We start from the raw sequence: 25,042 nt of genomic DNA on the forward strand, positions 1-25,042 counted from the left end.
TAAGCTAATTTATTGGCGCATTTATTCGCTTTTTGCGTTATAAATGCGCCATATTTTTTGGTGAAATAATGAGATTATATTTCATGCTTATTTAAGTCTCTTTAATGGTTCTACTTAATCTATTGAAAATAAATGTATTTTTACGCGTTTTATGTCTTCATGTTTTAGTTTAATATCAAAGGTGTTTTTGCAATGCGGCTATTCTTTTACGGCTTTTTTGTCATTGTTATTTTGGCACTGATTATAAGTTCCATGTGGCTTTTCAACAAAAGCAGCAATAATGACTTTCGGCAAAATAGTGTTGAACAGACTATCAAGGCTAAGGATAGTGATCCAATAGTTGGTTTGTTGCCGCAGCCAGAAATGGCCAGGCAACCAAGTAAGCCGCAAGGTGAAGAAACCTCAAAAAATGATATGACACCGCCAGTTGCCACAATGGATGATAATTTGAAAAAGCAATTTTGCACCACGGATAGCTTTGAAAATAAATCCTATGTTGTTTGTCGTGCCAATCCTAGCCTTGATCGGATTGAACTATTTTTAAATGGCAGTGATGATAAGCCTTATAAGCGGTTTTATCGTTTGGAAGACGCCCTTAACGCTGACGGCAAAACAATTGCTTTTGCGATGAATGCTGGCATGTATCATGCTGATTACACCGCTGTGGGGCTTTATATTGAAAATGGCAAAGAACTGCATTCCATTTCCACCAAAGATGGCCCAGGTAATTTTCATATGAAACCCAATGGTGTCTTTTTTATCAATGATGGTAAAGCTGGTGTATTGGATACAGATAGCTTTATTGCTCGTGGTTTAAAACCACAACTTGCTACCCAATCGGGCCCTATGTTGGTTATCAATAATGAAATTCACCAGCGCTTTATTCCGCAATCTCCCTATCTTGAATATCGCAATGGCGTTGGTGTTACGAATGATGGTGAAGTAATTTTTATTATTTCTGAACAAAAGGTCAATTTCGACGAAATGGCGCGTTTTTTCCGCGATAAGCTCAAAACACCGAATGCATTATTTTTTGATGGCTCTATTTCTAGCCTTTATGCACCAGAACTTTTGCGTAAAGACTGGTGGCATGGTTTAGGGCCGATTATTGCCGTAACCTTTGACAAGAATGATTGATCTGGCTTTGTTGGTGAAGTTGATTTAATAACGGACATGATTTAGACAAGAAAATAAGCTTGTTGACGGTTCAGGGCTTGGATTATTGTATAGACTTTTAAGCTCGTATTTATTTTGTAAGATTAATTTTGAAGATAGATAGGTTAACGATGGAAGTATCATTTTTGGGGGCGTTTTTTGGGGGTATTTTATCCTTTTTGTCTCCTTGTGTTTTGCCGTTGGTTCCCCCTTACCTCTGCTATATGGCGGGCGTGAGTTACGAAGAATTACGAAACAAAGATAAAAAAGTAGGCTTTGCTATTGATAAGCAAATTCTTATTCCTGCAATTGCGTTTGTTTTGGGTTTTACGCTTATTTTTATGTTTTTAGGAGCAGGTGCATCTTTTATCGGCCGCTTTTTGCTAAGTTGGCAACCCGAAATAGCTATCGGTGCAGGTATTATTATTATTATTATGGGCTTGCATTTTTTAGGCGTTTTTCGCATTCCGTTGTTGTTGCGTGAAGCAAGGTTTCAAACAAAAAAAACGAAATCAGGCCCAGTTGGTGCATTTATTATGGGTTTAGCTTTTGCTTTTGGTTGGACACCTTGTATCGGGCCCATTTTAACTCCAATTATGAAATTTGCAGGTGAATCGGAAACGGTAGCAGGCGGTGTCATGTTGCTTGCAGTTTATTCTTTGGGGTTAGGTGTGCCGTTTTTATTGGCAGCAGTATTTTCCAGTGCTTTTATATCTCGTTTAGCCTCTTGGCGTGTTCATTTAGGGGTCGTTGAAAAGATAATTGGTGTTTTGTTGGTTTTCGCAGGAGTTGTTTTTCTTACGGGGCAACTGCAAGTTATTTCTTCATGGTTTATGGGAGCATTTCCGTTTCTGCAAAAATTAGGTTGAATTTGAGAATTTTACGTTCTTTTTATTGTATCGCTTTTTTATAGAGGATTTCATGTCACGTTCTTGCTTATCGGTTGTTCTCGGCGCGGGTGAGGGTACCCGCATGAAATCCAGCCTACCAAAAGTGTTGCATAAAATTGCAGGCCTGCCACTTATTGGCCACGTGGTTCAAGCGATGGAAAAAGCTGGCTTTGATCAGCTTGCTGTTGTGGTCGGACGTGGCGCTCAAGATGTGCAGGATTTTGTATCTACTTTAACCCCAAATGCTGCTTTCTTTGAACAAAAGGAGCGCCTTGGCACAGCCCATGCCGCACTGGCTGCGCGTGAATTATTGGCTAAAAATTATGATGATGTTTTGATTGTATTTGGTGATACGCCACTTATTGAAGCAGAAGCTTTAAGCCATGCGCGTCAAGAGCTTAAGGCAGGTGCGGATATTGTGGTGATGGGCTTTTATAGTGATACACCTCATGGTTATGGTCGTTTAATTATTGAAAATGGCAAATTACAAGCCATTGTTGAAGAAAAAGAAGCAACCAATGAGCAAAAGAAAATAAAGTTTTGCAATGGTGGTTTAATGGCCATTAATGGTAAACACGCTTTGTCACTATTGGAAAAAATAGAAAATAATAATGCCAAAGGCGAATATTATCTAACTGATATTGTTGCGCTTGGAGCCACGTTTGGACTTGATGTCCGCGCGATTGAAATTCCGTTTGATAATGTCATTGGTATCAATAATCGCTTGGAACTAAGCCAAGCTGAGCATATTTGGCAACAAAGGTGCCGCAAAGCTATGATGCTTGACGGTGTTACCATGCAAGCACCTGAAAGCGTATATTTTTCTTTTGATACAAAAATTGCCGCTGATGTTGAAATTGAGCCAAATGTAGTCTTTGGTCCTAAAGTTGAAGTGTCATCGGGCGCTATTATTCATAGTTTTTCTCATATCGAGGGGGCATTTATTGGTGAAAATGCTTCAATTGGCCCATTTGCGCGCCTTCGACCGGGGGCAAAACTTGGCGCAAAGTCGCGGGTTGGCAATTTTTGCGAAATTAAAAATGCGCAAATTGGAATCGAAGCTAAAGTTAATCATCTTAGCTATATTGGTGACGCCGAAATCGGTGAACGCGCCAATATTGGCGCCGGTACAATTACTTGCAATTATGATGGCTTTAATAAATGGCAAACAAAAATTGGCGATGACGCATTTATCGGTTCGAACAGCGCTTTGATAGCGCCTGTTACTATTGGTAATGGTGCCTATGTTGGCTCAGGTAGTGTTGTAAGCGATAATGTACCTGCTGATGCTTTGGCTTTGGCGCGTGCGCGGCAGGTTAATAAGGAAGATAAGGCGAAATCATTGCGTGCCTATTTTTCATCACTTAAAACTCCAAAATAAGTGTTCAAATGATATGAGGATGTGATTATGAGTCTTGGTTGCCTTTTTCCTGAAATAGAACCTTTTCATCAAGAGATGCTAAAGGTTTCTGATATTCATGACCTTTATGTCGAGCAATGCGGTAATCCTAATGGTAAGCCAGTGATTATGCTGCATGGTGGACCGGGGACTGGAATTTCAATGACCATGCGACGTTTGCATGATCCGCAAAAATATCGCATTATTTTATTTGATCAACGTGGTTGCGGAAAATCAACCCCCTATGCCGAGTTGCGTGAAAACACCACTTGGGATTTGGTTGGTGATATGGAAAAAATCCGTAGCCATTTAGGTATTGATAAGTGGCAGGTTTTTGGTGGTTCATGGGGATCAACTCTTGCCCTTGCTTATGCGCAAACTCATCCAGATTATGTAAGTGAGCTTATTTTACGGGGCATATTCATGTTGCGCCGTTTTGAGGTGGAGTGGTTTTATCAAGAAGGCGCAAGTCTTATTTTTCCAGATCGGTTTGCCGCTTATCGTGATCATATTCCGCTCGACGAGCGGGGCGATATGATTGGCGCCTATTATCGGCGCTTAACCAGTGATAATAAAGAAGTTCAACTTGCTGCAGCAAGGCTATGGGGGCAGTGGGAGGGATCTGCGATTAATCTATTGCCTAATCCTGAGCAAGTTGCAGCCTTTAGTAATGACGATTTTGTTATAGCTTTCGCTCGTATTGAAAGCCATTATTTTCAAAATCGTGGTTTTTGGGAAGATGATGACCACTTGTTAAGAAATGTTGATAAAATTAGACACATTCCGGCGATTATTATCCATGGTCGTTATGATATGTGTACGCCTTTTATTAATGCATGGCAGTTAAAGGAAAAGTGGCCAGAGGCTGAATTGAAAATTATTGAAGATGCTGGACATGCCGTTAATGAGCCTCCTATTGCAAAGGCACTCATTCAGGCAACAAATCATTTTGCTTAATTAATCGACGGGGCGTTTTATAAAACGCCCCGTTGGTTTTTAGTCTTGTGGGTCAAGTGGCTCAACACCATCTGCTTCATTGTTTTTGTTAAGGCGAATTTTCTCAACCTTGTTTTCTGCTGTTTTTAGCAAAGTGTCGCAATGCTTTTTCAGTGCTTCGCCGCGTTCGTAAATAAGGATCGATTGTTCAAGCGGTACATCGCCACGCTCGAGATTTTCAACAATATGCTCAAGTTCACTCAAAGCTTTTTCAAAACTCATGGTTGAAACATCGGCATTATCTTGATTATTTGTTGGTTGTTCTGACATCATATTTACCTAAAAATATTTAAATTTCTCAATTCCATTAATTAAAACAAAGAATTATTGGATTTCTGTACGGGTAATGTGGATTCCAAAGCCTTCAAGACCGACATAATGGCGCTCTTTTGAAGCATAAAGCACAATAGAATTGATACCCAAATCCTTTAAAATTTGCGCACCAAGACCAATTTGCCGCCATTCATCCTCACGGGTTACTGCTTCGCTATGGGCTTCATGCCCTTCAAGAATAAGCTCACGGCTACGCATATCATGGGCATCAGTGCCAACGCCGACGGAACCTTCACGTAGATAAACCAAAACACCGCGTTTTTCATTGGCCATCATCTTTTTCAAGATGGTTGCTATTTCATCTTTAGTGCCAAATACGTCGCTTAAAACATTTTCGCGGTGAAGACGTACGGGAACATTTTCACCGTCACGTATATCGCCAAGGACAATGGCAACATGTTGCATGGGTTCCCAAGGCAATTGATAGGTATGGGCAATAGCAGGGCCGGCTGCTGTTACAACAGCTATTTCATCGACGTGTTCAACAAGCTTTTCCTGTCTTTGACGATAAGCGATTAAGTCCGCAACAGTTACCTCATGAAGGTTATGCTCTTTGGCAAAACTGGATACTTGAGGGCCGCGCATAACGGTGCCATCATCATTGACGAGTTCGCACAAAACACCAACTGGTGCTAATCCAGCAAGACGGCATAGATCAACCGCTGCTTCAGTATGGCCAGAGCGCATCAAAACCCCACCCTCGCGGGCAATTAAGGGAAATACATGGCCGGGGCGGACAAAATCAACTGCGCCACAATTGGGATTTGCAAGATTACGTACAGTTAATGTACGGTCATTGGCAGAAATACCGGTTGTTGTACCATGACGATAATCAACCGTCACGGTAAATGCAGTGGAATGGGGAGAATCATTTTCCGCGACCATTGGTGCCAAGTTTAACCGCTTAGCTTCACTATGTGGCATTGGTGCACAAACAATTCCAGACGTGTGGCGTACAATAAATGCCATTTGCTCCGGCGTGCAAAGACTTGCCGCTACAATAATATCACCTTCATTTTCGCGACCATCATCATCCATGACAACGACCATTTCTCCGCGTTCAAAAGCGCGAATGGCATCGACAACATGTTTTTGTTTTTGATTCATTTGAAGGACTTTCTATAAATCGACAATTTAAATCTCAGTTTAATCTTTGATCGTTTAAATTCGGCCAGTTTGACCACGATGAAGAAGGAAGTGATCGGCAAGGGCACAAGCCATCATTGCTTCACCTACCGGAACAGCACGAATTCCTACACATGGATCGTGACGGCCTTTGGTTATAACGTCTACCTCATTGCCATCTTTATCAATTGATTTAGTTGGGGTTAGCATTGAAGAGGTAGGCTTAACGGCAAAACGGGCAATTATTGGCTGTCCGTTTGAGATGCCGCCCAAAATACCGCCGGCATGATTGGCTAAAAATAGTGGTTTGCCATCAGCGCTAATACGCATTTCATCAGCATTTTCCTCACCACGCAGTGCTGCAGAGGCAAAGCCATCGCCAATTTCAACACCTTTAACCGCGTTTATTGACATCATGTAGGAGGCAATATCTTGATCCAATTTTGCGTAAATTGGGGCGCCAAGACCGGCGGGTACATTTTCAGCAATTATTTCTACAACTGCACCAATGGATGAGCCGCTTTTACGAATCTCATCAAGATATTGAGTAAAGGGTTCCACCATCATTGGATCGGGACAAAAAAATGGATTATTATCAATCTCTTCAAAGTTCCAGCGGCTTTTATCAATGGATAGATTGCCAATTTGAACAATAGCTCCACGAATGTTGACTTCTGGTATGATTTTACGTGCTAAAGCGCCTGCTGCTACTCGCATTGCTGTTTCGCGGGCTGATGAACGGCCACCACCACGATAATCACGAATACCATATTTGACATCATAGGTGTAGTCAGCGTGGCCAGGGCGATAATTATTCGCTATATCGCCGTAATCTTTTGAGCGTTGATCAGTATTTTCAATAACCATTGAAATGGGGGTTCCAGTGGTAATCAATTGGTCGCCATTTGGTAAAACGCCAGACAATACTTTTACTGCATCATCTTCGCGGCGCTGTGTGGTAAACCGTGATTGTCCTGGCTTTCGGCGGTCGAGTTCTTTTTGAATGTCATTAAGAGAAAAAACAATTCCAGGTGGGCAACCATCAATGACGCAACCAATCGCGGTGCCATGGCTTTCTCCCCAAGTCGTGACTCTAAACATATGACCAAATGTATTGAATGACATGATAATTGCTCAACTATTTTAAAACTCTGTTAGGCTTGTTTTATTGTTGTTTTGGTGTGCGGTCAAATATGATAACGACATATAATCAAAATTTGATGATTTTTTACAATCTTTTGTCACATTCACCTGCTTTATATAAATTCATTCAGTATTAATGTTGAATTTCTTATAATTACAAGCGGTAGGGGGTTGGATTTTGTTTTTTCCAATTTTTACTATTAGCAATTTTTATAGAGATTGGTGCTATTTTGGGCGAGATTGATACTGTCAATTGAAGAATTCATGTTAGCGGGGCAATGTATTTTGAGTTTAACTTGAATATTTTGGCTGGGGATTTTAATTACTAGAGTTATGGGCCATGTTCCCATATAAGGAATTTTTATGCGCAAACTTTTATTTTTAGGTGCATTCGCTGCAGTTGTTTTTCCATTATCTGCATTTGCTGATAGTGCTCAGGGAACAATTACAGCAATTGATCCAAACGCAAACACTATGCAATTAACAGATGGTAAGAGTTATGCATTACCGGGTGAGTTTGATTTTAGTGTCATTCAACCGGGAATGAAAGTGACGGTATTTTATGATGTTGATGGATCCAACCGTTATGTCACGGATATTGAGCCTGAAGGAGAAAACACTCATATCGAACTTCCTGATGGGCAGACACAGTCTAATTAATTGAGATTTTAATAGTCAGTCCATTAACTAAAAATTTAAGCTAGCACGGGGGTCGCTTAGCTGATTGATTTAAAGGCAAAGCATAGTGTTTTAAGCACTACGCTTTGCCTTTTTTATATAGTGAGTCATTATTACGAATTTTATGACTAAAAATTGAATGATTTAATTGCATTGCCAACAGTTTTAACCCTTGTAAGAGTTTCCATTGGATGAAAGACTATTATTCTTCTATATAGTGCTATAGGAAAGGGCATTTGTTTTCATAAAACCAAATGAAAATAACAAATTTGGGCAGAAAAATAATACTCAGAAAATTTGGCTGTTAGAGTGAACTGAGTATAACATTAAATAGCATTCCAATTTAAATGATATGGGTATGGCAATTATGCAATCTTCAAATATACGCGGTCTTTTAGCGGCTTTCGGCGCCTATGGTCTTTGGGGGCTTTTACCGCTTTATATGAAGGCTGTTGCCCATATTGATGTTTTGGAAGTCGTTGCTAACCGTATTATATGGGCAGTTCCGGTTACAGCGCTCATTCTTTATTATTTGGGTAGATTTACCGATTTACTTAATGCTTTCAAGAAACCAAAAGTTCTTGCTATGGCTTGTGTGACTTCGGCGCTTATAACCTGCAATTGGAGTGTTTATATCTGGGCAATTGGCAATAATCATGCTGTCGATGCTGCCCTTGGTTATTATATTAATCCGCTATTAAATGTATTATTGGGCTTTGTTTTTTTAAAGGAACGCTTAACTCCGTTTCAGTGGCTAGCTGTTGTTTTAGCTGCATGTGCTGTTGCAATTCTAGCAATAAATAAAGGCGGCTTGCCTTGGGTGTCGCTGGTTTTGCCTATAACATTTGGCCTGTATGCTTTGCTACGCAAATCGCTTCCCATCGGTCCAGCGCAGGGATTTATGCTAGAAGCCCTTATTTTGTTTATACCTGCTTTAGTATTGCAAGGCTATTTCATCTATAGCGGTAAAGATTACTTTGTTCACGGCACGACCCTTGATGCCCTATTGCTTATTGGCGCTGGCCCTTTAACGGCAATTCCACTCATTTTATTTGCAGCAGGTGCAAAAGCTTTGAATTTGATGACACTTGGCCTTATGCAATATATGACACCAACGATCCTATTTCTATTTGCTGTTTTTGTTTTTCATGAGCCTTTCAGCCAGATTGAACTTGTTGCATTTTCGTTAATCTGGCTAGCACTTATAATTTATACTGTTTCATCTATTATGAATTATCGAGCATCAATCGCAAAAGAAAAAATACTATAAATGCATTTTAAATTTATGTTTAGATCAAGGAGGTCTTAAGTTTTAAGGTCTTCATCCTCACGTAAGGTTAAAACTTCAACACCTTTTTGTGTAACAAGTACAGTGTGCTCAAACTGAGCTGAAAGCCTATTGTCAAGGGTTATAACGGTCCAGCCATCTTTTAATGTTTTAACTTCATTGCTACCCTGATTGATCATTGGTTCAATTGTAAAGGTCATGCCAGGCTCTAATATTAGTCCTTTTCCTTTGCTCCCATAGTGAAGTACAGTGGGTTCTTCATGCATTTTACGGCCAATACCGTGCCCACAAAAATCTCTCACCACCGAATATCCATTTTTCTCGGCGTGATGTTGAATGCATGCGCCAATATCGCCCAAAGTAGCGCCAGGCTTTACCAGTCTAATTGCTTTATATAGGCACTCTTGGGTGGTTTTAACGAGATGCTTAGCTTTTTCATCCGTGTCGCCAACAATAAAGGTAACACTGCTATCACCGTAAAACCCATCCTTTTTTACTGTTACGTCAATATTGATAATATCACCATTTACAAGCTGCCTATCACTTGGCCAACCATGGCAAACAACCTCATTAATAGATGTATTGACGGTGTGTGGATAGCCATATTGACCAAGGCTACCTGGAATGGCATGGAGATTATTTATAATGTAATCATGACAAAATTTATCAATTTGCAGAGTTGTTGTCCCAGCTTTTATTAAGGGGCGTATGGCGGTTAATACTTTGCTAGTTAATGTGCCAGCAACGCGCATATTTGCTATGTCTTTATCATTTTTTATTGGAACTTTTTTTCTTTTTAGCATCTATATTATCCAATTGCAGAAATCTCATATGTCAATATTTGAGTCGTTTCAATATGTCATGCTCATTCATTGCCAAGGCAATATTTAATTGTAAAGAGTATAAACTACTGAAAACAATCAAATGAAATTAATATAGGATTATTATGATTAAGACCGAATAGCGCAACATCAAACGTTTTTAAAAAGAAGTTTGCCTGCGAGCGAGTGGCGCAAAACGCCTTTCTTCACCATAAAAGTTGATGGCATATCATTTGATTAAGGTTCGTAAACTTTAAAAAAGGGATTACCGTAATCGTTTAAAGGTAAAGTAATATATTAACTAAATAAAAGGATTGGGTGATGAATACAGCCCAGCAAAGGGATGAACTTGTCTTATCTATTGAAATTTGGGGAATGTAAAAGCCCCGCTTAACCAATAAATGCGGCTATATAAGAGCAACCGATCAATATTTTATAAAGCAATAATATCATGAAAATACTTTGCGTGACGCAATTATCCTAAAGCGTAAAGCTTGCAGGATAAAAGGTAAGGTGCAATTTTGCTATGTTCATATGGATAAGTAGGAATAATTTTAACTCACATTTTTGATTGCATATTTTTTAAAGTGGTTCAATTCTTTATAAGTATTTATAGATTAATCATCACAGTGCGTATCTAATGCTGGGCTTCTATTTATTGTCGTATCTGGCATTTGATTTGAAAGACAAGGAACAAATACTAGTAGATATGCCTCCTGGAATGTTGTTACATTATGCCAAAGGCTTGAATATGACCGAAGAAAAATTTACATCTTTCATGTTTATTGTCATGGATGAAAATTGGTCAAAGATATCATCAACGACATTAGATTATGATAAAGATAAGTTTATTTATCGCGAATTACCTAACGGAGAGCTGTATACTCTTATTTTGTACAAAACGCATACCCTTATGAAAGATGGTAGCGAACAAAATTCTAAAAATCTTGGGTTAGGTTTCAATGTCGATGGGCGCTGGTATTTTGCAATTGTTGATGATGAAAAATCGTTTAAAAAATTTTTAGAAGTTTACCCGCAATTTAAAAATGCAGATTTGACAATTCCTAATTAATAACGTTTTATTTGCTTTAAATATGTCGCAAAAGGAGCCGAAGGCGCAAGTTTTGGCGTTTTCGTCATCCATGTCATAATTTGTGCAAATGTGGTAAAGCGTGAATGTTTCTGTTTACATTTAACAAATAAAAAAGGCCAGACAATCTGTCTGACCTCTCGGCGTTATCTTATTTTAACAATGCCAGTACATCCGTGGTCATTGCAAAATAGATAGCAATCTTTAAGCTGCAGCTAGATTGCAAGCAGACATTTTACCTGAACGCTTGTCTTGCTGCATGTCGTAGCTTACAGCTTGACCTTCATCAAGTCCGCGCATGCCAGATTGTTCTACTGCGCTAATATGTACAAATACATCTGCGCCACCATTATCTGGTTGAATGAAGCCGAAGCCCTTGGTTGAATTGAACCATTTAACTGTGCCTGTGGTCATAATAAACCCTTTCATAGCAATAAGAGATCAATGCAGGAACTGCATCTAAGTACCGATTTTTGAGAAGAGGGGAAAATTAGGACGCTAAAAGCGTATAAAGTAACAACTCGAAAAAAAATATCGTTTTTAACGTTTACATTAAAATATTTCATACGTCAATTGAAATTTTTAATAAGTATTATAGGGCTAAAATGAAAGTTATTCAAAATAAATATCATTACAAAATTTAAATAAAATTGGGTAACGTTATTTTTTCGTAAAAAAACAATTATAAAAAGCGGTAATATTAACCCTGCCCGTGATTTAAATTAAGTCCCTGCCTTTAGTTTTTTTGCTAACGCCATCACGCTCTGGTGTATTTTCAAGGTCGAAGCCAATATCATAGCGATGTTGTGCTTTGGATGCCCCCATATTTTGTGGGGTAAAATGCCGATCTCATTCATGCATTGTTTGGGCTAAAAATTGCGTCAAGCGGTAGTGTAGGTCAAGGCCATAGTGATTATATACATCAAGCAAATACGGGATATTATGTGTTTTTGTGCTTATGCAGTAATCTGACGCAGTATTTTTGCGGTTAGCTTCGGGGAGTATCCTGTTACAATAGGGCAATAAAAAAGGCAGCTAAAAGCTGCCTTGGTGGTAATGCTGTTTAAAGACCATTATTGCTTTTATTGGGACCTTGTGAGGGAGGCGTTGACATTTTTTCTTCAGCCATTTTAACCAAATCTTCTGGTGTAATTTTGAAATCCCAAGTGGAGATTACCTTTGCAGCGTTTTTTATGCTCTCTCTTTCATCAAGTTTGATTTGTCCATTATCATACTCCTGAAAATGGCGAGATTTTATATTTTCACTTCTTGATGCTTGATTGTGCTGTGCATCAAAACCTAGGCTCAGGACTCATTAATTAAGATAGAATATTACGGTTGCGGCGATGCATATAGCCGAGAAGAAGGTGTGTGCACATCGGTCATAGCGTGTCGCGATGCGCCGCCAGTCTTTTAGCTTGGCAAAGAGGTTTTCGATTATGTGACGCAACCGATAAGTTTGCCTGTCATAAACTATCTCGGTGGTTCTGCCCTTTCTGGGCGGAATGCAAGCCTTTATTTTTTTGTCAAGCAATGCCTGCCGGAACCAGTCAGCATCGTACACCCAACCTGCTCCAGCGGATAAAGCGATTATAGAGCGTTTTATGCGGACCATAACCGAGGGGCGCATCTTTCCATTGCAGACCATGTTTGATGACATAGACAATGCCGCTGATAACGCGCCTGTCATCGACACGAGCAACCCCATGAGACAGTGGAAAACAGGGCGATATTCGCGCCATCTGCTCTTCGCTCAATAAAAACAAATCACTCATTAGTTTCACCTCCACAAAACCAATGAATCACAAATCAACAAAAAAAGGAATCCAAAAAATTAATAGGTCCTGACCCTAGGGCGGCTTGGAGAACTAAGCTATCAAGTACAAGTACAATGGCAAATTTACGCGATTTTTTTAAAAATAATAAAAATATACCACCGAAAAAAGCTATAAAAGCAATAATCCATAATAAAAAAATAACTATGCCCATACGTTTCTCTTTTTTAGTGCTATATACATTATTATTTTTAATGAAGATCACTTCAATCTGAGACTATCACACCGCTGTAAGCAATTTAATTATATTTAAAAAATGGAGTTAATTAAAGCGTAGTATCTGGTATTTTTTGATAGCTAGATAATATTATCCCGCAGCCAATTAATGAAATAACCATAGTTGCTGCAACAAGTATACCACCTAAAGCAATTCCACATAAGGATGAAATGATTATCAAAATTACAAGTGATTTGCTTTTTACGCCTAATGTTATGCCAGCAAGAAAAATGCATAGACATGAACACCAAGTGCCATAAAATGTATAACCATTTACTTCGTGGTTTGGGAGTGAGGCGCCACCAATCCCACCCAATGCGCTAGCATAGGCTTGCATGAAAACTGCCGCTAATCCTAAAACACCTGCAATAATTATGATGATTGCGCCAATTATTCGCATGATTTTTCCTAAATCAAAGAAATCAAAATCTAAGAGTTTTACTTGGTTTAGTCAAGTAATATGAAAAATGATTTACTCGTAATCAAGGTCGCTCCAATCAAGATCATGCATTGGGGCGCGCGCATTATTCCTTTTAATCTGATTATCCTTTTGGAGATTTAAGTCGTTATCAATGCTTGCGGTATTGCTAGATTTTGAAAGCCGTGGTTGGCTGTTTCAACATAAAAGGCTTGAATTAGCTTCTAATACGGTTTCAAGATAACTGCTTTCATCGCCATAGATTTTTCGGTAATTATGGTCAAGCATTTCGCCTTGAATGGTTTTATAATGGTCTATAATTTATCAAATCTACTTTATCTAAACAACGTTTCAACAATTGACACGCACACCGATGGTTGCCAATAGGCAAAGTTAGGGCGATTGAATCAACATTCATGCAGGCAAATCCATGGCGAGTCTGGTAGAATTGGACTTCTTTCACCGCTTTAATAAGAACCTTATTGGTTTGGTCATCCGACTATTATGCCACCTTAAGTCCGCCAACCAAGTCTAGTTTGTCCATGCAGTGCTTGGCTTTGGTTTAAGCATTGGATAGCTAATTATTTTGATAATACTTATCAGTGAAATAGCAAAGTGCCGAGCATTAAAGCTGCCTATAAAACATTGTTTGCTGTTTCATCAATATCACGTTTGGTGTGAGTTATGATAAGGTGACTTGGACGGAGAGCAATTTGAATGCTTCGGTTGTAATTATCTAAATTGACAATGGCTTTGGGCGCTCATCTTTTATCGGCATAATTGCAATTTTTGCTATGAGTTAATGATCTTGATTCGCAAATCTGGAACTCACAATAACACGCTTTTTGAACAAAGTTGTGTGACATCTTGTATGTCATATTGTGTTGCAAATCAGAGGAAATATCAAAGCAGGGGGTAATAATAAAACACAATTAAATCAACTGTTTATGACTTTATCATGGAGCGGGTAGCGGGAATCGAACCCGCATATTCAGCTTGGAAGGCTGCTGCTCTACCACTGAGCTATACCCGCAAGCTAATATGTCAGCTAAAGAAAAATGGTGGAGCGGGTTGGATTTGAACCAACGTAGCTTACGCAACGGATTTACAGTCCGTCCCCTTTAACCCCTCGGGCACCACTCCACTTTTCAAGCTAGCTGAACCAGCTTTTAACTTTGCAATCTGTAGAACCTTAATTCGTTGCAGCTTGCGGAGTGGGTTATGGCGATAAGTTGAGCAGAAGTCAACAGCCTATTTCAAAAAAAATGAAAAAAAATATAAAAATGTGAAAAATTAGTTCTATCCGTGGATAGTAAATGCGCATATAACTGGCGCATGAACTCAAAAACTCCTAAAGATTCCCATTATGCCCGTTTGCGCCGTCAATATAGAGACAGCCAAAATAGCGGCCCCAAATCAAATCGTCCGGCACTTTCACCTGAAAATGTGCCTGATGGACTCGTTCGCCTCTATGGTTTGCATACTGTGCGGGCAGCGTTGGCTAATCCTCGCCGTAAGCTTAAGCGTCTTTTGCTAACCCAAAATGCTTTTGCACGGCTGGAAATTGCACAAGAGGATTTGCCGATTGAGCCAGAATTCGTTGAACCACGGGCGATAGATCGGTTGCTAGGATCTGATGCCGTGCATCAAGGTGCCATGCTTGAAGCTTTGCCATTACGTCCGCGTGCACTTTCTGCACTAGGTGATAGTGAGCTTGTCGTTGTATTAGATCAAGTGACTGATCCCCATAATGTCGGTGCAATTATGCGTTCGGCAGTGGCATTTAATGGCGGCGCGTTAATAACGACGGCACGTCATTCGCCAATAGAATCAGGCGTTTTAGCCAAGTCGGCATCTGGTGCCTTAGAGCTTATTGATCATATTTGTATAGGTAATCTTGCCACTGCAATTGAGCAATTGCATAAGGCTGGTTTTACGACCTTTGGGCTTGATTCTGAGGGGCCGCTTTCGTTGGAAGAAACCTTTACAGGTAAAAAAATCGCCTTGGTCTTAGGTGCGGAAGGGAAGGGGTTGCGGCAAAAAACGCGCGAAACTGTATCTTATCTTGCGCGTCTTGATATGCCTGGCGAAATAAAATCGCTGAATGTTTCTAACGCGAGTGCTATTGCGCTTTATGCAGCACGTAATTTTTTAAAGGCTAAATAGTTTTTAAAACCCCGCATTGCTGACAATTCCGATTTGTAACACTTAAAACCACAAGTAAGCGATTACTTGTGGTTTTGTTTTTAAGGTTTTTGCAAATCTATGCGAATCAAAAAATTAATATTTGAATTGCTCAGATAGGATTCGTTCATCCCATGAGTGGTTGGGGTCAAATAATATACGCGCAGTGATGTCTTTAGCCGAATAAATGGTTACGCTAGTAACGGTTTTAACTTCAATATTATCAGCTGCGGCATTAACTGGTCTTTTATCTTGCTCAAGCATATCAAAGCGTATGGTTGCTGTGTTCGGCAAAAGTGCACCATGCCAACGGCGTGGGCGAAATGGGCTAACCGGGGTCAATGCAATAAGTGGCGCCAAAAGTGGTAAAATAGGTCCCTGAGCTGACAGATTATAGGCGGTGGAACCGGCGGGTGTTGCTGCCATAATGCCATCGCAAATCAATTCTTCCATTCTGATCTGATTATCAATGCTGATTTTAATTTTTGCTGCCTGATAGGACTGGCGAAACAATGACACTTCATTGATAGCAAGAGCTTTGACGCTTCCTTCAAGTTTTGATTCTGCAATCATCTCTAAAGGATGAATTTCTTCCATATGGGCAACAGAAATGCGCTCAGGAAGGTTTTTTATTTCGTATTCATTCATTAAAAAACCAATGGAGCCGCGATTCATACCATAAATTGGTTTTTGACTATTCATAAAATCACGCACGACCTGGAGCATGGTGCCGTCACCACCAAGGACTATGATAGTTGTTGCTTCTTCCGCGCTATTTTGCCCATAGTGTTTGATAAGAGCTTGAGCTGCTTTTGTAGCATTGGGTGTTTCTGCGGCAATAAAATGAAATTTTGGCATGGAATGTGAACTTTTTTAATTTACAAATCGACTATTAATAGGAAAAAAATATTAAATTTTGTAATCAGCCGGTAATCAGTAATATGCTTCAATTCGGTGTGATAAGCAAATTTAAAAATATGATAGCTTCTGGATTAAGATACTTAGCCGGGAAATAATTTATCCATTATCGATGAAAGCATTTTTGATGTTTCTTAAAAAAAATCAAAAAAAGGATTTACCTAAAGGCGAATATGCCATTTTTATTCCAGAGGGCTCTATCGGTCGGCCTTGTGATGAAGTCTATGAGTTGCGAGAAACAATTATTGATGAGCAATATGAGATCATATTTATTGGCGGTATAAGGTTTTTATTTGATACACAAAATCAATTCCATATTTATAAAAATAGTCTTTTTGTTGTCGTTCAAGAACCATCGCTTTTGATCTTGGGTATTGAAACAGTTTTAAACCGTAATATAAAAGTTAAAAAGCTTGAACAAGGCATCGTATCTTTTATAAATGTCTGTGATAGCAGATTTATAAATGAGCTTTTTGAGTTTAAGAAAACATTGGAGCGCTGATGTTTGCGGTTTAACAGCCGTGACAATCAATGTCTTTGAAGAAGCAGTTTATTATCTAATAAGTTGAGCTGAGTTTTTGCGTTTAAAATAACTTTTTTCAATTAAATGAAAAAAAATATGGCTTATGCTATCAAAAGGTCTTAAAGATTTTTTAAATGGTCAGTCAAATTTAAGACATGTGCTTTTTGCACAAAACGGTTATGGAGCACGTAATGGAAGAGCCAGTCATGCACAAAAATCCTTGCGCTTTAGTGATTGGTGTTGGCGTGGGGACTGGTTATCAGGCGGTGAAGCGTTTTGCTGCTGGCGGCTATGATGTTGCTATGATTGCGCGAAATCACGGCAGACTTGAAAAATATGAAGCTGAAATCGAAGGCGCTTTTGGATATCCAGTTGATATTACCAATATTGAAGCTTTTGATCGTCAGCTCAATGAAATTATTGCAAATCATGGTTTGCCGCAAGTTGTTGTGTTTAATGCTTTCCAAGGGGTTTTTGGTGATTTTTTGGAAATAGACCCAATGCAACTCGCCATGAATTTTAACACTAACGTTATGGCGTTTTTGCATGTGACACGCAAATTATCGCCTTTAATGCTTGAGCTTGGCCATGGTGTTTTCATTGTAACAGGTAATGCTGCAGCTATTCGCGGTAAAAGTAATTTTGCGGGCATTGCTCCTACAAAAGCTGCGCAACGAATTTTAGCAGAATCAATTGCTCGCTCGCTTGGTCCAAAAGGTATTCATGTTGCCTATGTGGTTATTGATGCGGTAATTGATGTGCAATGGTCGATGAACCGAAGCAATAATGATGATTATTTTATTCAACCCAATGATATTGCTGAGGAATTATGGCATATCGCGCACCAGCCGCGCGGGGCTTGGTCGTTTAATGTTGAATTGCGCCCCTATAAAGAAATATGGTAAAGGTTACAAAGATTAGCATTTTATTAAATGCTTTCACTGCCTTATGCTTTGTAGTTTAATGCATTTACAAAAATACTCACTAATAACCGCTTTATAAGGTTGTCCAATCAAAAAAGTCTAAGCAGTTAATGAAATCGAATTTATTTTTTGATTTTGAGTAGACATCTACTTTGCTTGGCGATAAATAGGGGCAGGTTGCTGCCTTGATGGAAAAATGCCGGAAGGATTTCTTATGAATATAGATTATGCTGAACTTCGCCGCAAAATGGTTGATAATCAGGTTCGCACTGTAGATGTTACCCGTCTTTCTGTATTGGCCGCTCTTCTTGCTGTTCCGCGCGAAGCATTTGTTTTAGATGATTTTAAGAAGTTTTCCTATGTCGATGAAGATGTGGAAGTGAAAGCTGCTGAAAATGGGGAGCCAGCTCGTTTTATTATGGAGGCAGCTCCATTTGCCAAGCTATTGCAACTTGCCGATGTTTCAAAAAAAGATATCATTCTTGATATTGGCTGTACGACTGGTTACAGTGCTGCTGTTCTTTCAGAGCTTGGCAGTTCGGTTATTGCACTTGAAAGTGATGAGGCATTAGCACAAGCTGCAAAAAATAATCTTGACAATAATGGTTATGATAATGTTGTTGTGATTAATGGAGTATTGCAGGACGGTTATAAAAATGAGGCGCCCTTTGATGTTATAGTTATTGAAGGTTCGGTAGATTTTGTACCGGAAAATTTATTTTCCCAATTGCGTGAAGGTGGACGCCTCGTTGTGGTTGTTGGTCACGGTAATGCTGGAGTTGCGCAGTTATTCATTAAAGAAGACGGCGTTATTTCTGTGAGACGTGGCTTTAATCTTGCAGTAAAACCTCTTGCTGGATTTTTAAATAAGCCGAAATTTGTATTTTAATATTATATAAATGCCTTTTTGCTATGTTTGCTTAAATCTTGCCTTGGTTGAAAATAAAGCGGTTTTGCAAGAGAAAGTTTTATTCTAGTTGTTTTCCTGCAACGCTTGCCGATTTTATGAGTAATAGTTTTTTTATTGCCTTAAAAATTGCAAGCTATGTGTTGCGAATTTATTAGCTAGGCTATAGCAATAGATAAAGTGGTAATTGAGATTGGTTTGGATTGTGAAAAATATGAAAAAAGCACTGTTGGCAGCTCTGCTGGTTTCAGGCACGATTCTTTCAAGTGTCCCATCAAAAGCTGAAAATTTGATGGGTGCGCTTTCAAAGGCTTATAATAATAATAGCCGTCTCAATTCAGATCGCGCCTCTGTTCGTGTTAGTGATGAGAATGTTGCAATTGCACGATCCGGCATCCGTCCGTCTATAGCTGCATTTGCTAGCTATACTCGCGGTAATAATGCTGGAAATCCATATTATTCAACTGTTGGCTCGGTCGGTATTCAGCTTGACCAAGTTATTTTTGACGGTTTTTCAACAAAAAATAATATTAGTGCTGCTGAATTACAGTCTGCTGCGCAACGCGAATTTTTGCGCAACAGTGAACAAAATCAGCTTTATGCGGCGATTGAAGCTTATGCAGATGTTTACATGGCGCGGCGTATCGCTATTTTACGTCAACAAAATGTTGCTGCATTAGATGAACAAGTTCGAGCTGATCGGGCTAAACTTGAGGTTGGTGAGGGTACTCGAACCGATCTTGCGCAATCTGAGGCACAGCGGGCCCTAGCTATTTCGCAATTGCATTTAGCCAAAGCTGACGTAAAGTCAAAAGAGGCGATTTATCGCCAGGTGATTGGCGTGGAGGCAGAGAAGTTGGATGCGCCAGTATCAGCAACCGGTCTTCCTCGTAATGCAAAATCGGGTTTTGAAATTGCAAGAGTAGAACATCCTGCAATTCTGTCTGCTCGTTACGCTGTCGATGCGGCTTCCTATCGGGTTAAGGCTAATGAAGGCGCATTACTTCCACAAGTGAACTTTAGGGTCGCAAGCTCTTATAATGAGGTTTATGATGGCCCAGGGATGAGTGGCAGAGCCAACTCGATTGGTCTTGCTTTAACCGTGCCATTTTATCAAGGTGGTCGCACATCTGCGCAAATTCGTCAATCCAAAGAGCAGTTGGGTCAGGCGGTGATTCAGGTTGATGTTTATGTTGATCAGGTTCGCCAAGAGCTATCCGCCGCGCTTTCTCAATTAGATGGCGCTAGGGCATCTGTTGCAGCCTATCGTGATAGTGTTGCTGCGAATAAAATTGCTTTGAATGGACGTATTGAGGAAAATCGGGTCGGGCAAGCAACTACCCTTGATGTTTTAAATTCTCGAGGTATGCTCATTGATTCTCAGGTAAGTCTAGTATCTGCCGAACGTGATGCAGTTGTAGCCAGTTACGGGCTAGTGGTCGCGATTGGGCGTATGAGTGCTCAACAGTTAAATTTGCAAGTTGTTCACTATGATCCCAAAATTCATTTTGATGCTGTACGATTTAAATGGTTTGGTTTGAAAACGCCATTTTCTCGTTAGATCATATAATATATAGTTATAATAGGTGCTGGATTTTAAAGCATCCGATATAACCTTTGGTGTGAAAAAAAATACATTATTTGGTATTAAATCTTTAATTATATTCCCCCATGTTTTTTGCTGATTTGATTGAAATAATTCCCTTTTTCTAAATTGAAAACTAATATTTTGTTCTTTTTTAATATTAAATCAAATCGAATCATCGTTATTTTAGAATGTTATCGATAGCGCATTTGTCGCCATAAAATTGGAATTGGCTCTTATTATAGTTTTTTATCGATTCCTAAGGCTGATCTGGAGTTTTATTAGCAAAAAAAATGTTAAGTTCGATGAAAAAAGTCTTTTGGGACTGGAATGTAATTATTAAAAAAAATATACTAATGTTGGTTTTATTTTTAAATTTAACAAATATTGTTACAAAATATGAAGGGCTGTCTGTTTACGCTGGATTATCTCATGGTTACGAGTAAATAAGAGATATCATATATTGAAATATTATGTTCGGCAGTTACTGAGAGTTAGGTGGGATTGATGGCACAAAATCCAAATGCAATGCAAGAGCCAAGCATGGATGAGCTTCTCGCATCTATTCGTGAGATCATCGAAGAAAATACGGGACCTTCACCGAATAGAAATCCAAATAGGCAAGATGTAAATGCGCATGAGCCTGCTATTCCAGTACAGCGTAACGCTGTTGGTGAAAGCCAAACGCAAGTAAATCCAAATCCAGCATCTCCTTCTACAATGCCACGTAACTTGCAAGGTGATGACCGTGCTTTAAGGCTTGATATTCAACAATATGGTGATGTCGGGCAGGTTAATTCTGAAGCGCCACCTGTACAAGATGCCATGAATGCATTAGCTGCACGTATTGGTTTGCGCCATAATGAGGATGGAGATGGGGCAGCTAATGACGGAATTGCACGTGATGATAGGCCGCATCTTCCACCACCGCCGGCAGCGATGGTTGTTAAATCCGCCCCTAGCGAAAGAGCCCCGCAAGCACAAGTTCCAAATCCTGCGCTTACACAAGCTCGTACCATGAACACAAGCCAGAATGCAGGCAATGTTAACAGTTCTCCAGCACATATTAATAATGCGCAAAACGTTATTAATAAGCCTATAAGCGCAGTTCAGGCACGGCATCCCAATCCAGTTGATCAAACAGCACAATTTCAAGGGCAACCAATGCAACAGCGTGCTGCTCCCATTCATGCACAAAATCAAGCTGCGCCTCAAACGCATTTAGCTCCGCAAACGCAAGTCGATCCGCTGCGTCAACGTGAAATGCCGCAAGTAAGACCTCTACCACAACAAAGGGAGGCACCCCAACAAAATGAAAGTGCTATACGTAATCAACAAATGCAGGTAAATGCTGCTGCGCAGCAAAATGGCAATCGTCAGATGCCTCCTCAGCCGCGTGTTGCAAATCCAAATATACGCCCTAATCAGGTTGCTCCGCAAAATAATGTTACGCAAAATATAGGTGGTGAAAGACGTACGCCGATTCAGCAACCCAATTTTAATGCAGAACCACATATTGATGAAAGGCGGGATTTGCGAGCAAGTTCGCAGCCATTGCCTCAAGAGGTGCATGCATCCAATGATCTAAATCCTAATCGTCGTCCTGTGTCGGCTAGTGTTAATCAGCCAAATATTGATGCTGTGCAAGATGAAAGGCAAATACTTGCGCAAGGACAATCCAGTAATTTAGCTGTACCTCAAGGCCAGTTAGATGTGCCTGATGCCCCCCATAACGTACCGTTTCCACGTTCTGCGCCATCAAAGCCTCATTTTTTAAGTCAAGCTTTGCGATCAGCATTTATGAGTATTCCTGCAAAGGATTCAGCTTTTCAAACGGCCTCATCTTTGCCGCAGGCGCCGCTTCGCCCACAAAGCGTATCGTCCAGAAGTACACAGCCAACGCGAGTTGAGCAAAAAGCTGCTGAAATGATAGAAGCAGAGGTAAAGCGTGAAATGGATAATATTGATAGGGCATTGGAAGCTGATTTTGAAAAATCAGCTGAAAACTTGTTACGGCCCTATATTGCTAAATGGCTTGATGAGCACTTTAGTGAACTTTTTGAAAAAGTTTTGCGCGAAGAAATAAAGCGCGTTATCCAGGCACAGCTGCGTTAAGGCAATCAAATAAGATTACATATTTAGCCATGTATTTAGTTAATACATGGCTTTTTATTTGTATTGTAATAATTTTATTGTGGTGCCACTAATGTGACCTGATATTTTAATATTAAGCCTTGCTAGTTGCAAGACAGATATTTTTTCAGCAGATGAAATGTATAGATTTTATATTTGTCACAGCAAAAAAAACACTCGATTTGTAATTTTTTTCTGTCAGCTATTTGAAATAGTATCCATATTATTAATTAGGAAAATGTCCTATTCTCCATTCATAATAATTTTTAGCCGCAACTATAAAAATCTCTTTTATGTGCTCGTTTTTAACTTTACAAGTTAAATTCGAAATAGCATCCCATAATTCAATGGCTAATTTTTTATCATCACCATTTAATTTAAAATATTTATTGTCTGAATTAATATTTAAAAAGGCATCAAGTAACTCATCATCATCATCGTTAATGCTTTCTAAATAATTAGGCGCATCAATGGTTTCATTACATAAATAGTTCAAAGGATTTTGGATATACCATCCAATATACTTTTTATTTTTAATTATAAATCCAAATTCCTTAGTAAATAAAACAATATTTGCATTGGATAATCCACGAGTTTCATTGAAACAGATCAAATATCTTTTTTGTTTATTCAAATATCGGAATTTTACTCGTGGGAAACAATTTATTTTGCCGCACATACTAAGAAAACCATGGTTTATAATGCCAGGTATTTTTACTTTTTTTATACGATTAGGTGCAATGGACCGAATAGATGCCAAGCTATTGTCTTCAGCAAAGCATATTGTGTCATAAAAATCATCTAATCCGTCAATTGTACATATGTATGGTCTTTTAGAAGAAATAAAATCAACAAACACTCCTGTTTCATCTAAGAAAAATCTTAATTTAGCATGCGGAATAATTAAATTACTGGTTGTTGTAATTTTTATTCCGTCAACTATTTGAAACGTATCAATATTATTCATTTTTGGCCTTGTCGCTAATATTATTTGTAATCTGTATTAACGTAAAAATATAAAATTTTGAAATGATGCTTGCTTATTTTAGGAAGGCATAGATGCTAGAAAGATAAAAGAATAAATTATTTCAGCATATAAGGGGGGATTGGGCAAGCGATGATTTTAAAGGGCGCCACTTTGATACAATCATCATTATTCTAGCTATCAACTAATATCTTAGCTACTGCTTAAGCCATCGGATATTGAGGAGCTGTTATTAGGCGTGGCATCAAGGTTGATCATAGCACATTCAACCGTTCGATTTTTAATGTCTTTTAACCGACTTAACTTTGCTATAACGAGCACTATGGCCAATGCAAAACCATAAAGTGGTCAAGCGCATCTACTGAGGCCAGTATGGATCATCTACAGAGCGAGTAGACTTTAAAGTGGTAAATCCCATCCATTATGAGTTGATCGAAGCCTGTGCGCTTTATGACCGGTAAGATGTCTACTTGGCAAGGCATTTTTAGCGTGCCCTATTTATATATATTGGTACAGTCAAAGGAGGCTTGATATAAGTTCTTTCATAATGTTTAAAGCTATGGTTACTGAAAGTTTTAAGCGGCAAAGAGAACGTTTGTCTTATGATAATCATCAATGGCTATGAATATTTCTACATCTATTATTATTATTTACAAAATAGGCTGATAAGAAAGGCTTGCTACAGAAAATATAGACAAGCTAAGCCGCTATAAGAATTAGCATTCTTAGCCCAAATAGTTCTACAACTTGACCAATTGTTTTATAAAAACAGATTATTTCAATAAGTAATGAGGAGGATTTAATCAAATGGTGGGCGTGACAGGGATTGAACCTGTGACCCCTACAATGTCAATGTAGTGCTCTCCCGCTGAGCTACACGCCCATTTGATGTCGCGTCATAGACCATATTAGTGTCTTGCAGTCAATGGTATTTTTAGCAAAATTAGTTTATTTTTAAAATATTTTGTAATTGTGGATAAAGTTGCCCAGTGTTTAGATTATTGGTGTTTAAGTTCTTGGGGCTGAGGTTCTAGGCTTCTGTTTTTTAGGAAATTGCGCAAGAGTAATATCGGGGTGGGACAATGTATATAAAAAAGAACGGCAAATATTCATTCGCATTCTTTTTAGATTATTATGATGTATTTGATGTTTATAATGGCTTTGCCAAAACGGATAATTTTGAAATCGTTGGACTGATAAATATTAAAAATAAACAGCAAACCAAAAATATTTGCTTTTTCTATGAAGAAGGCGAGGTGGATTTTCGTTGTGAAAACCAAGATGACCAATTTTCCATCTTTTATAGCGATATTGAGGCTGAGAATTACCTAAGGTTCATTGATAATATAAAACAGCATGAAGATGGATTATTTTTAGGCTTTGAGTTCAACTCTATTGTTTATAAGGGAAAACAATATTCGTGTAGTATGTATCCTAAGGTTATCTTATTATGAGAAAATGCTATTTAAATGTTTAGAACGGATAAAAAGCCATGC

General features: G+C 39.0%; 23 protein-coding genes, 3 tRNA genes and 1 pseudogene. 14 read left to right on the forward strand and 13 right to left on the reverse strand.

From position 1 onward, the window contains the following. Window positions 1-192: 192 nt before the first annotated feature. The 4 genes from N6A79_RS04715 to pip all read left to right on the forward strand — a co-directional run bounded on the left by N6A79_RS04715 (window position 193) and on the right by pip (window position 4,401). Window positions 193-1,137, forward strand: coding sequence for a phosphodiester glycosidase family protein (locus N6A79_RS04715; RefSeq protein WP_268547204.1), 945 nt, complete (start codon window positions 193-195; stop codon window positions 1,135-1,137). Window positions 1,138-1,286: 149 nt separating this feature from the next. After that, entirely contained in the window at window positions 1,287-2,024 is a 738-nt protein-coding gene (locus N6A79_RS04720) for a cytochrome c biogenesis CcdA family protein (RefSeq protein ID WP_182419139.1), read from the forward strand. A 52-nt stretch (window positions 2,025-2,076) separates the two neighbouring features. Then, window positions 2,077-3,426, forward strand: a complete 1,350-nt coding sequence (gene glmU, locus N6A79_RS04725; protein ID WP_268547205.1) for a bifunctional UDP-N-acetylglucosamine diphosphorylase/glucosamine-1-phosphate N-acetyltransferase GlmU — start codon at window positions 2,077-2,079, stop codon at window positions 3,424-3,426. 27 nt (window positions 3,427-3,453) lie between these two features. Continuing rightward, a complete protein-coding gene (gene pip / locus N6A79_RS04730; RefSeq protein ID WP_268547206.1) occupies window positions 3,454-4,401 on the forward strand; it encodes a prolyl aminopeptidase in 948 nt (315 codons plus the stop codon). A gap of 39 nt (window positions 4,402-4,440) precedes the next feature. Here pip and N6A79_RS04735 read toward each other — a convergent pair whose 3' ends face one another. The 3 genes from N6A79_RS04735 to aroC are packed head-to-tail and all read right to left on the reverse strand — an operon-like array spanning window position 4,441 to window position 7,023. Next, a complete protein-coding gene (locus N6A79_RS04735) occupies window positions 4,441-4,710 on the reverse strand; it encodes an exodeoxyribonuclease VII small subunit (protein WP_182419646.1) in 270 nt (89 codons plus the stop codon). A gap of 54 nt (window positions 4,711-4,764) precedes the next feature. Then, window positions 4,765-5,880 carry a 3,4-dihydroxy-2-butanone-4-phosphate synthase gene (gene ribB, locus N6A79_RS04740; RefSeq protein ID WP_268547207.1) on the reverse strand — a complete coding sequence of 372 codons (1,116 nt, stop codon included), beginning with the start codon at window positions 5,878-5,880 and terminating at the stop codon, window positions 4,765-4,767. Between the two features lie 54 nt (window positions 5,881-5,934). After that, entirely contained in the window at window positions 5,935-7,023 is a 1,089-nt protein-coding gene (gene aroC, locus N6A79_RS04745) for a chorismate synthase (protein ID WP_268547208.1), read from the reverse strand. Window positions 7,024-7,404: 381 nt separating this feature from the next. Between aroC and N6A79_RS04750 the strand changes: the two genes are divergently transcribed. After that, window positions 7,405-7,701 carry a DUF1344 domain-containing protein gene (locus N6A79_RS04750; RefSeq protein ID WP_182419144.1) on the forward strand — a complete coding sequence of 99 codons (297 nt, stop codon included), beginning with the start codon at window positions 7,405-7,407 and terminating at the stop codon, window positions 7,699-7,701. A 385-nt stretch (window positions 7,702-8,086) separates the two neighbouring features. After that, window positions 8,087-8,989, forward strand: coding sequence for an EamA family transporter RarD (gene rarD, locus N6A79_RS04755; protein ID WP_268547209.1), 903 nt, complete (start codon window positions 8,087-8,089; stop codon window positions 8,987-8,989). Window positions 8,990-9,024: 35 nt separating this feature from the next. Here rarD and map read toward each other — a convergent pair whose 3' ends face one another. Continuing rightward, window positions 9,025-9,810, reverse strand: coding sequence for a type I methionyl aminopeptidase (gene map / locus N6A79_RS04760; protein ID WP_268547210.1), 786 nt, complete (start codon window positions 9,808-9,810; stop codon window positions 9,025-9,027). Between the two features lie 697 nt (window positions 9,811-10,507). Here map and N6A79_RS04765 point away from each other — a divergent pair. Further along, window positions 10,508-10,900 carry a hypothetical protein gene (locus N6A79_RS04765; protein ID WP_268547211.1) on the forward strand — a complete coding sequence of 131 codons (393 nt, stop codon included), beginning with the start codon at window positions 10,508-10,510 and terminating at the stop codon, window positions 10,898-10,900. A gap of 222 nt (window positions 10,901-11,122) precedes the next feature. On the opposite strand, the gene N6A79_RS04770 is transcribed toward N6A79_RS04765, so the two are convergent. The 6 genes and pseudogenes from N6A79_RS04770 to N6A79_RS04795 all read right to left on the reverse strand — a co-directional run bounded on the left by N6A79_RS04770 (window position 11,123) and on the right by N6A79_RS04795 (window position 14,531). Next, window positions 11,123-11,332, reverse strand: coding sequence for a cold-shock protein (locus N6A79_RS04770; protein WP_182419149.1), 210 nt, complete (start codon window positions 11,330-11,332; stop codon window positions 11,123-11,125). A 901-nt stretch (window positions 11,333-12,233) separates the two neighbouring features. After that, window positions 12,234-12,693: pseudogene (locus tag N6A79_RS04775) on the reverse strand (transposase). A gap of 326 nt (window positions 12,694-13,019) precedes the next feature. Beyond that, a complete protein-coding gene (locus tag N6A79_RS04780) occupies window positions 13,020-13,370 on the reverse strand; it encodes a hypothetical protein (protein WP_268547212.1) in 351 nt (116 codons plus the stop codon). Between the two features lie 216 nt (window positions 13,371-13,586). Then, on the reverse strand, window positions 13,587-13,709 hold the full coding sequence (locus N6A79_RS04785) for a tail protein X (RefSeq protein ID WP_326848768.1): 123 nt from the start codon (window positions 13,707-13,709) through the stop codon (window positions 13,587-13,589). Between the two features lie 638 nt (window positions 13,710-14,347). Continuing rightward, window positions 14,348-14,421 (reverse strand) — tRNA-Gly (locus tag N6A79_RS04790). Window positions 14,422-14,447: 26 nt separating this feature from the next. After that, window positions 14,448-14,531 (reverse strand) — tRNA-Tyr (locus N6A79_RS04795). Window positions 14,532-14,723: 192 nt separating this feature from the next. On the opposite strand from N6A79_RS04795, the gene N6A79_RS04800 reads away from it, so the two are divergent. Then, window positions 14,724-15,554, forward strand: a complete 831-nt coding sequence (locus N6A79_RS04800; RefSeq protein WP_262080154.1) for a TrmH family RNA methyltransferase — start codon at window positions 14,724-14,726, stop codon at window positions 15,552-15,554. A 114-nt stretch (window positions 15,555-15,668) separates the two neighbouring features. Here N6A79_RS04800 and N6A79_RS04805 read toward each other — a convergent pair whose 3' ends face one another. Then, complete coding sequence (locus tag N6A79_RS04805) at window positions 15,669-16,430, reverse strand: NAD kinase (protein ID WP_268547213.1); 762 nt, start codon at window positions 16,428-16,430, stop codon at window positions 15,669-15,671. 187 nt (window positions 16,431-16,617) lie between these two features. Between N6A79_RS04805 and N6A79_RS04810 the strand changes: the two genes are divergently transcribed. From N6A79_RS04810 to N6A79_RS04830, 5 genes are all read left to right on the forward strand, one after another. Next, window positions 16,618-16,992 carry a hypothetical protein gene (locus N6A79_RS04810; RefSeq protein ID WP_268547214.1) on the forward strand — a complete coding sequence of 125 codons (375 nt, stop codon included), beginning with the start codon at window positions 16,618-16,620 and terminating at the stop codon, window positions 16,990-16,992. Window positions 16,993-17,204: 212 nt separating this feature from the next. Continuing rightward, window positions 17,205-17,918, forward strand: a complete 714-nt coding sequence (locus N6A79_RS04815) for an SDR family NAD(P)-dependent oxidoreductase (protein ID WP_268547215.1) — start codon at window positions 17,205-17,207, stop codon at window positions 17,916-17,918. Window positions 17,919-18,150: 232 nt separating this feature from the next. Beyond that, a complete protein-coding gene (locus tag N6A79_RS04820) occupies window positions 18,151-18,825 on the forward strand; it encodes a protein-L-isoaspartate O-methyltransferase family protein (RefSeq protein ID WP_262080157.1) in 675 nt (224 codons plus the stop codon). 232 nt (window positions 18,826-19,057) lie between these two features. Then, window positions 19,058-20,404: a TolC family outer membrane protein gene (locus N6A79_RS04825; RefSeq protein ID WP_268547216.1), complete on the forward strand. Its 1,347-nt coding sequence runs from the start codon at window positions 19,058-19,060 to the stop codon at window positions 20,402-20,404. A 531-nt stretch (window positions 20,405-20,935) separates the two neighbouring features. Beyond that, window positions 20,936-22,543: a DUF2497 domain-containing protein gene (locus tag N6A79_RS04830; protein WP_268547217.1), complete on the forward strand. Its 1,608-nt coding sequence runs from the start codon at window positions 20,936-20,938 to the stop codon at window positions 22,541-22,543. 244 nt (window positions 22,544-22,787) lie between these two features. Here the strand turns inward: N6A79_RS04830 and N6A79_RS04835 are convergent, their stop codons facing one another. Both N6A79_RS04835 and N6A79_RS04840 read right to left on the reverse strand, forming a co-directional pair. Continuing rightward, window positions 22,788-23,528, reverse strand: coding sequence for a hypothetical protein (locus N6A79_RS04835; protein ID WP_268547218.1), 741 nt, complete (start codon window positions 23,526-23,528; stop codon window positions 22,788-22,790). A gap of 826 nt (window positions 23,529-24,354) precedes the next feature. Continuing rightward, window positions 24,355-24,429: transfer RNA gene (locus N6A79_RS04840), tRNA-Val, on the reverse strand. A 199-nt stretch (window positions 24,430-24,628) separates the two neighbouring features. Between N6A79_RS04840 and N6A79_RS04845 the strand changes: the two genes are divergently transcribed. Then, window positions 24,629-25,000: a hypothetical protein gene (locus N6A79_RS04845; protein WP_268547219.1), complete on the forward strand. Its 372-nt coding sequence runs from the start codon at window positions 24,629-24,631 to the stop codon at window positions 24,998-25,000. Window positions 25,001-25,042: the final 42 nt, after the last annotated feature.

This window comes from Bartonella sp. HY761 (assembly GCF_026743145.1).
Classification (GTDB): Bacteria; Pseudomonadota; Alphaproteobacteria; order Rhizobiales; family Rhizobiaceae; genus HY038.

Bases quoted from the DNA above. Each gene is read 5' to 3' on its own strand.
- N6A79_RS04715 (WP_268547204.1), top strand. From the start codon at position 193: ATGCGGCTATTCTTTTACGGCTTTTTTGTCATTGTTATTTTGGCACTG.
- N6A79_RS04720 (WP_182419139.1), top strand. From the start codon at position 1,287: ATGGAAGTATCATTTTTGGGGGCGTTTTTTGGGGGTATTTTATCCTTT.
- glmU (WP_268547205.1), top strand. From the start codon at position 2,077: ATGTCACGTTCTTGCTTATCGGTTGTTCTCGGCGCGGGTGAGGGTACC.
- pip (WP_268547206.1), top strand. From the start codon at position 3,454: ATGAGTCTTGGTTGCCTTTTTCCTGAAATAGAACCTTTTCATCAAGAG.
- N6A79_RS04735 (WP_182419646.1), bottom strand. From the start codon at position 4,710: ATGTCAGAACAACCAACAAATAATCAAGATAATGCCGATGTTTCAACC.
- ribB (WP_268547207.1), bottom strand. From the start codon at position 5,880: ATGAATCAAAAACAAAAACATGTTGTCGATGCCATTCGCGCTTTTGAA.
- aroC (WP_268547208.1), bottom strand. From the start codon at position 7,023: ATGTCATTCAATACATTTGGTCATATGTTTAGAGTCACGACTTGGGGA.
- N6A79_RS04750 (WP_182419144.1), top strand. From the start codon at position 7,405: ATGCGCAAACTTTTATTTTTAGGTGCATTCGCTGCAGTTGTTTTTCCA.
- rarD (WP_268547209.1), top strand. From the start codon at position 8,087: ATGCAATCTTCAAATATACGCGGTCTTTTAGCGGCTTTCGGCGCCTAT.
- map (WP_268547210.1), bottom strand. From the start codon at position 9,810: ATGCTAAAAAGAAAAAAAGTTCCAATAAAAAATGATAAAGACATAGCA.
- N6A79_RS04770 (WP_182419149.1), bottom strand. From the start codon at position 11,332: ATGACCACAGGCACAGTTAAATGGTTCAATTCAACCAAGGGCTTCGGC.
- N6A79_RS04780 (WP_268547212.1), bottom strand. From the start codon at position 13,370: ATGCGAATAATTGGCGCAATCATCATAATTATTGCAGGTGTTTTAGGA.
- N6A79_RS04800 (WP_262080154.1), top strand. From the start codon at position 14,724: ATGAACTCAAAAACTCCTAAAGATTCCCATTATGCCCGTTTGCGCCGT.
- N6A79_RS04805 (WP_268547213.1), bottom strand. From the start codon at position 16,430: ATGCCAAAATTTCATTTTATTGCCGCAGAAACACCCAATGCTACAAAA.
- N6A79_RS04810 (WP_268547214.1), top strand. From the start codon at position 16,618: ATGTTTCTTAAAAAAAATCAAAAAAAGGATTTACCTAAAGGCGAATAT.
- N6A79_RS04815 (WP_268547215.1), top strand. From the start codon at position 17,205: ATGGAAGAGCCAGTCATGCACAAAAATCCTTGCGCTTTAGTGATTGGT.
- N6A79_RS04820 (WP_262080157.1), top strand. From the start codon at position 18,151: ATGAATATAGATTATGCTGAACTTCGCCGCAAAATGGTTGATAATCAG.
- N6A79_RS04825 (WP_268547216.1), top strand. From the start codon at position 19,058: ATGAAAAAAGCACTGTTGGCAGCTCTGCTGGTTTCAGGCACGATTCTT.
- N6A79_RS04830 (WP_268547217.1), top strand. From the start codon at position 20,936: ATGGCACAAAATCCAAATGCAATGCAAGAGCCAAGCATGGATGAGCTT.
- N6A79_RS04835 (WP_268547218.1), bottom strand. From the start codon at position 23,528: ATGAATAATATTGATACGTTTCAAATAGTTGACGGAATAAAAATTACA.
- N6A79_RS04845 (WP_268547219.1), top strand. From the start codon at position 24,629: ATGTATATAAAAAAGAACGGCAAATATTCATTCGCATTCTTTTTAGAT.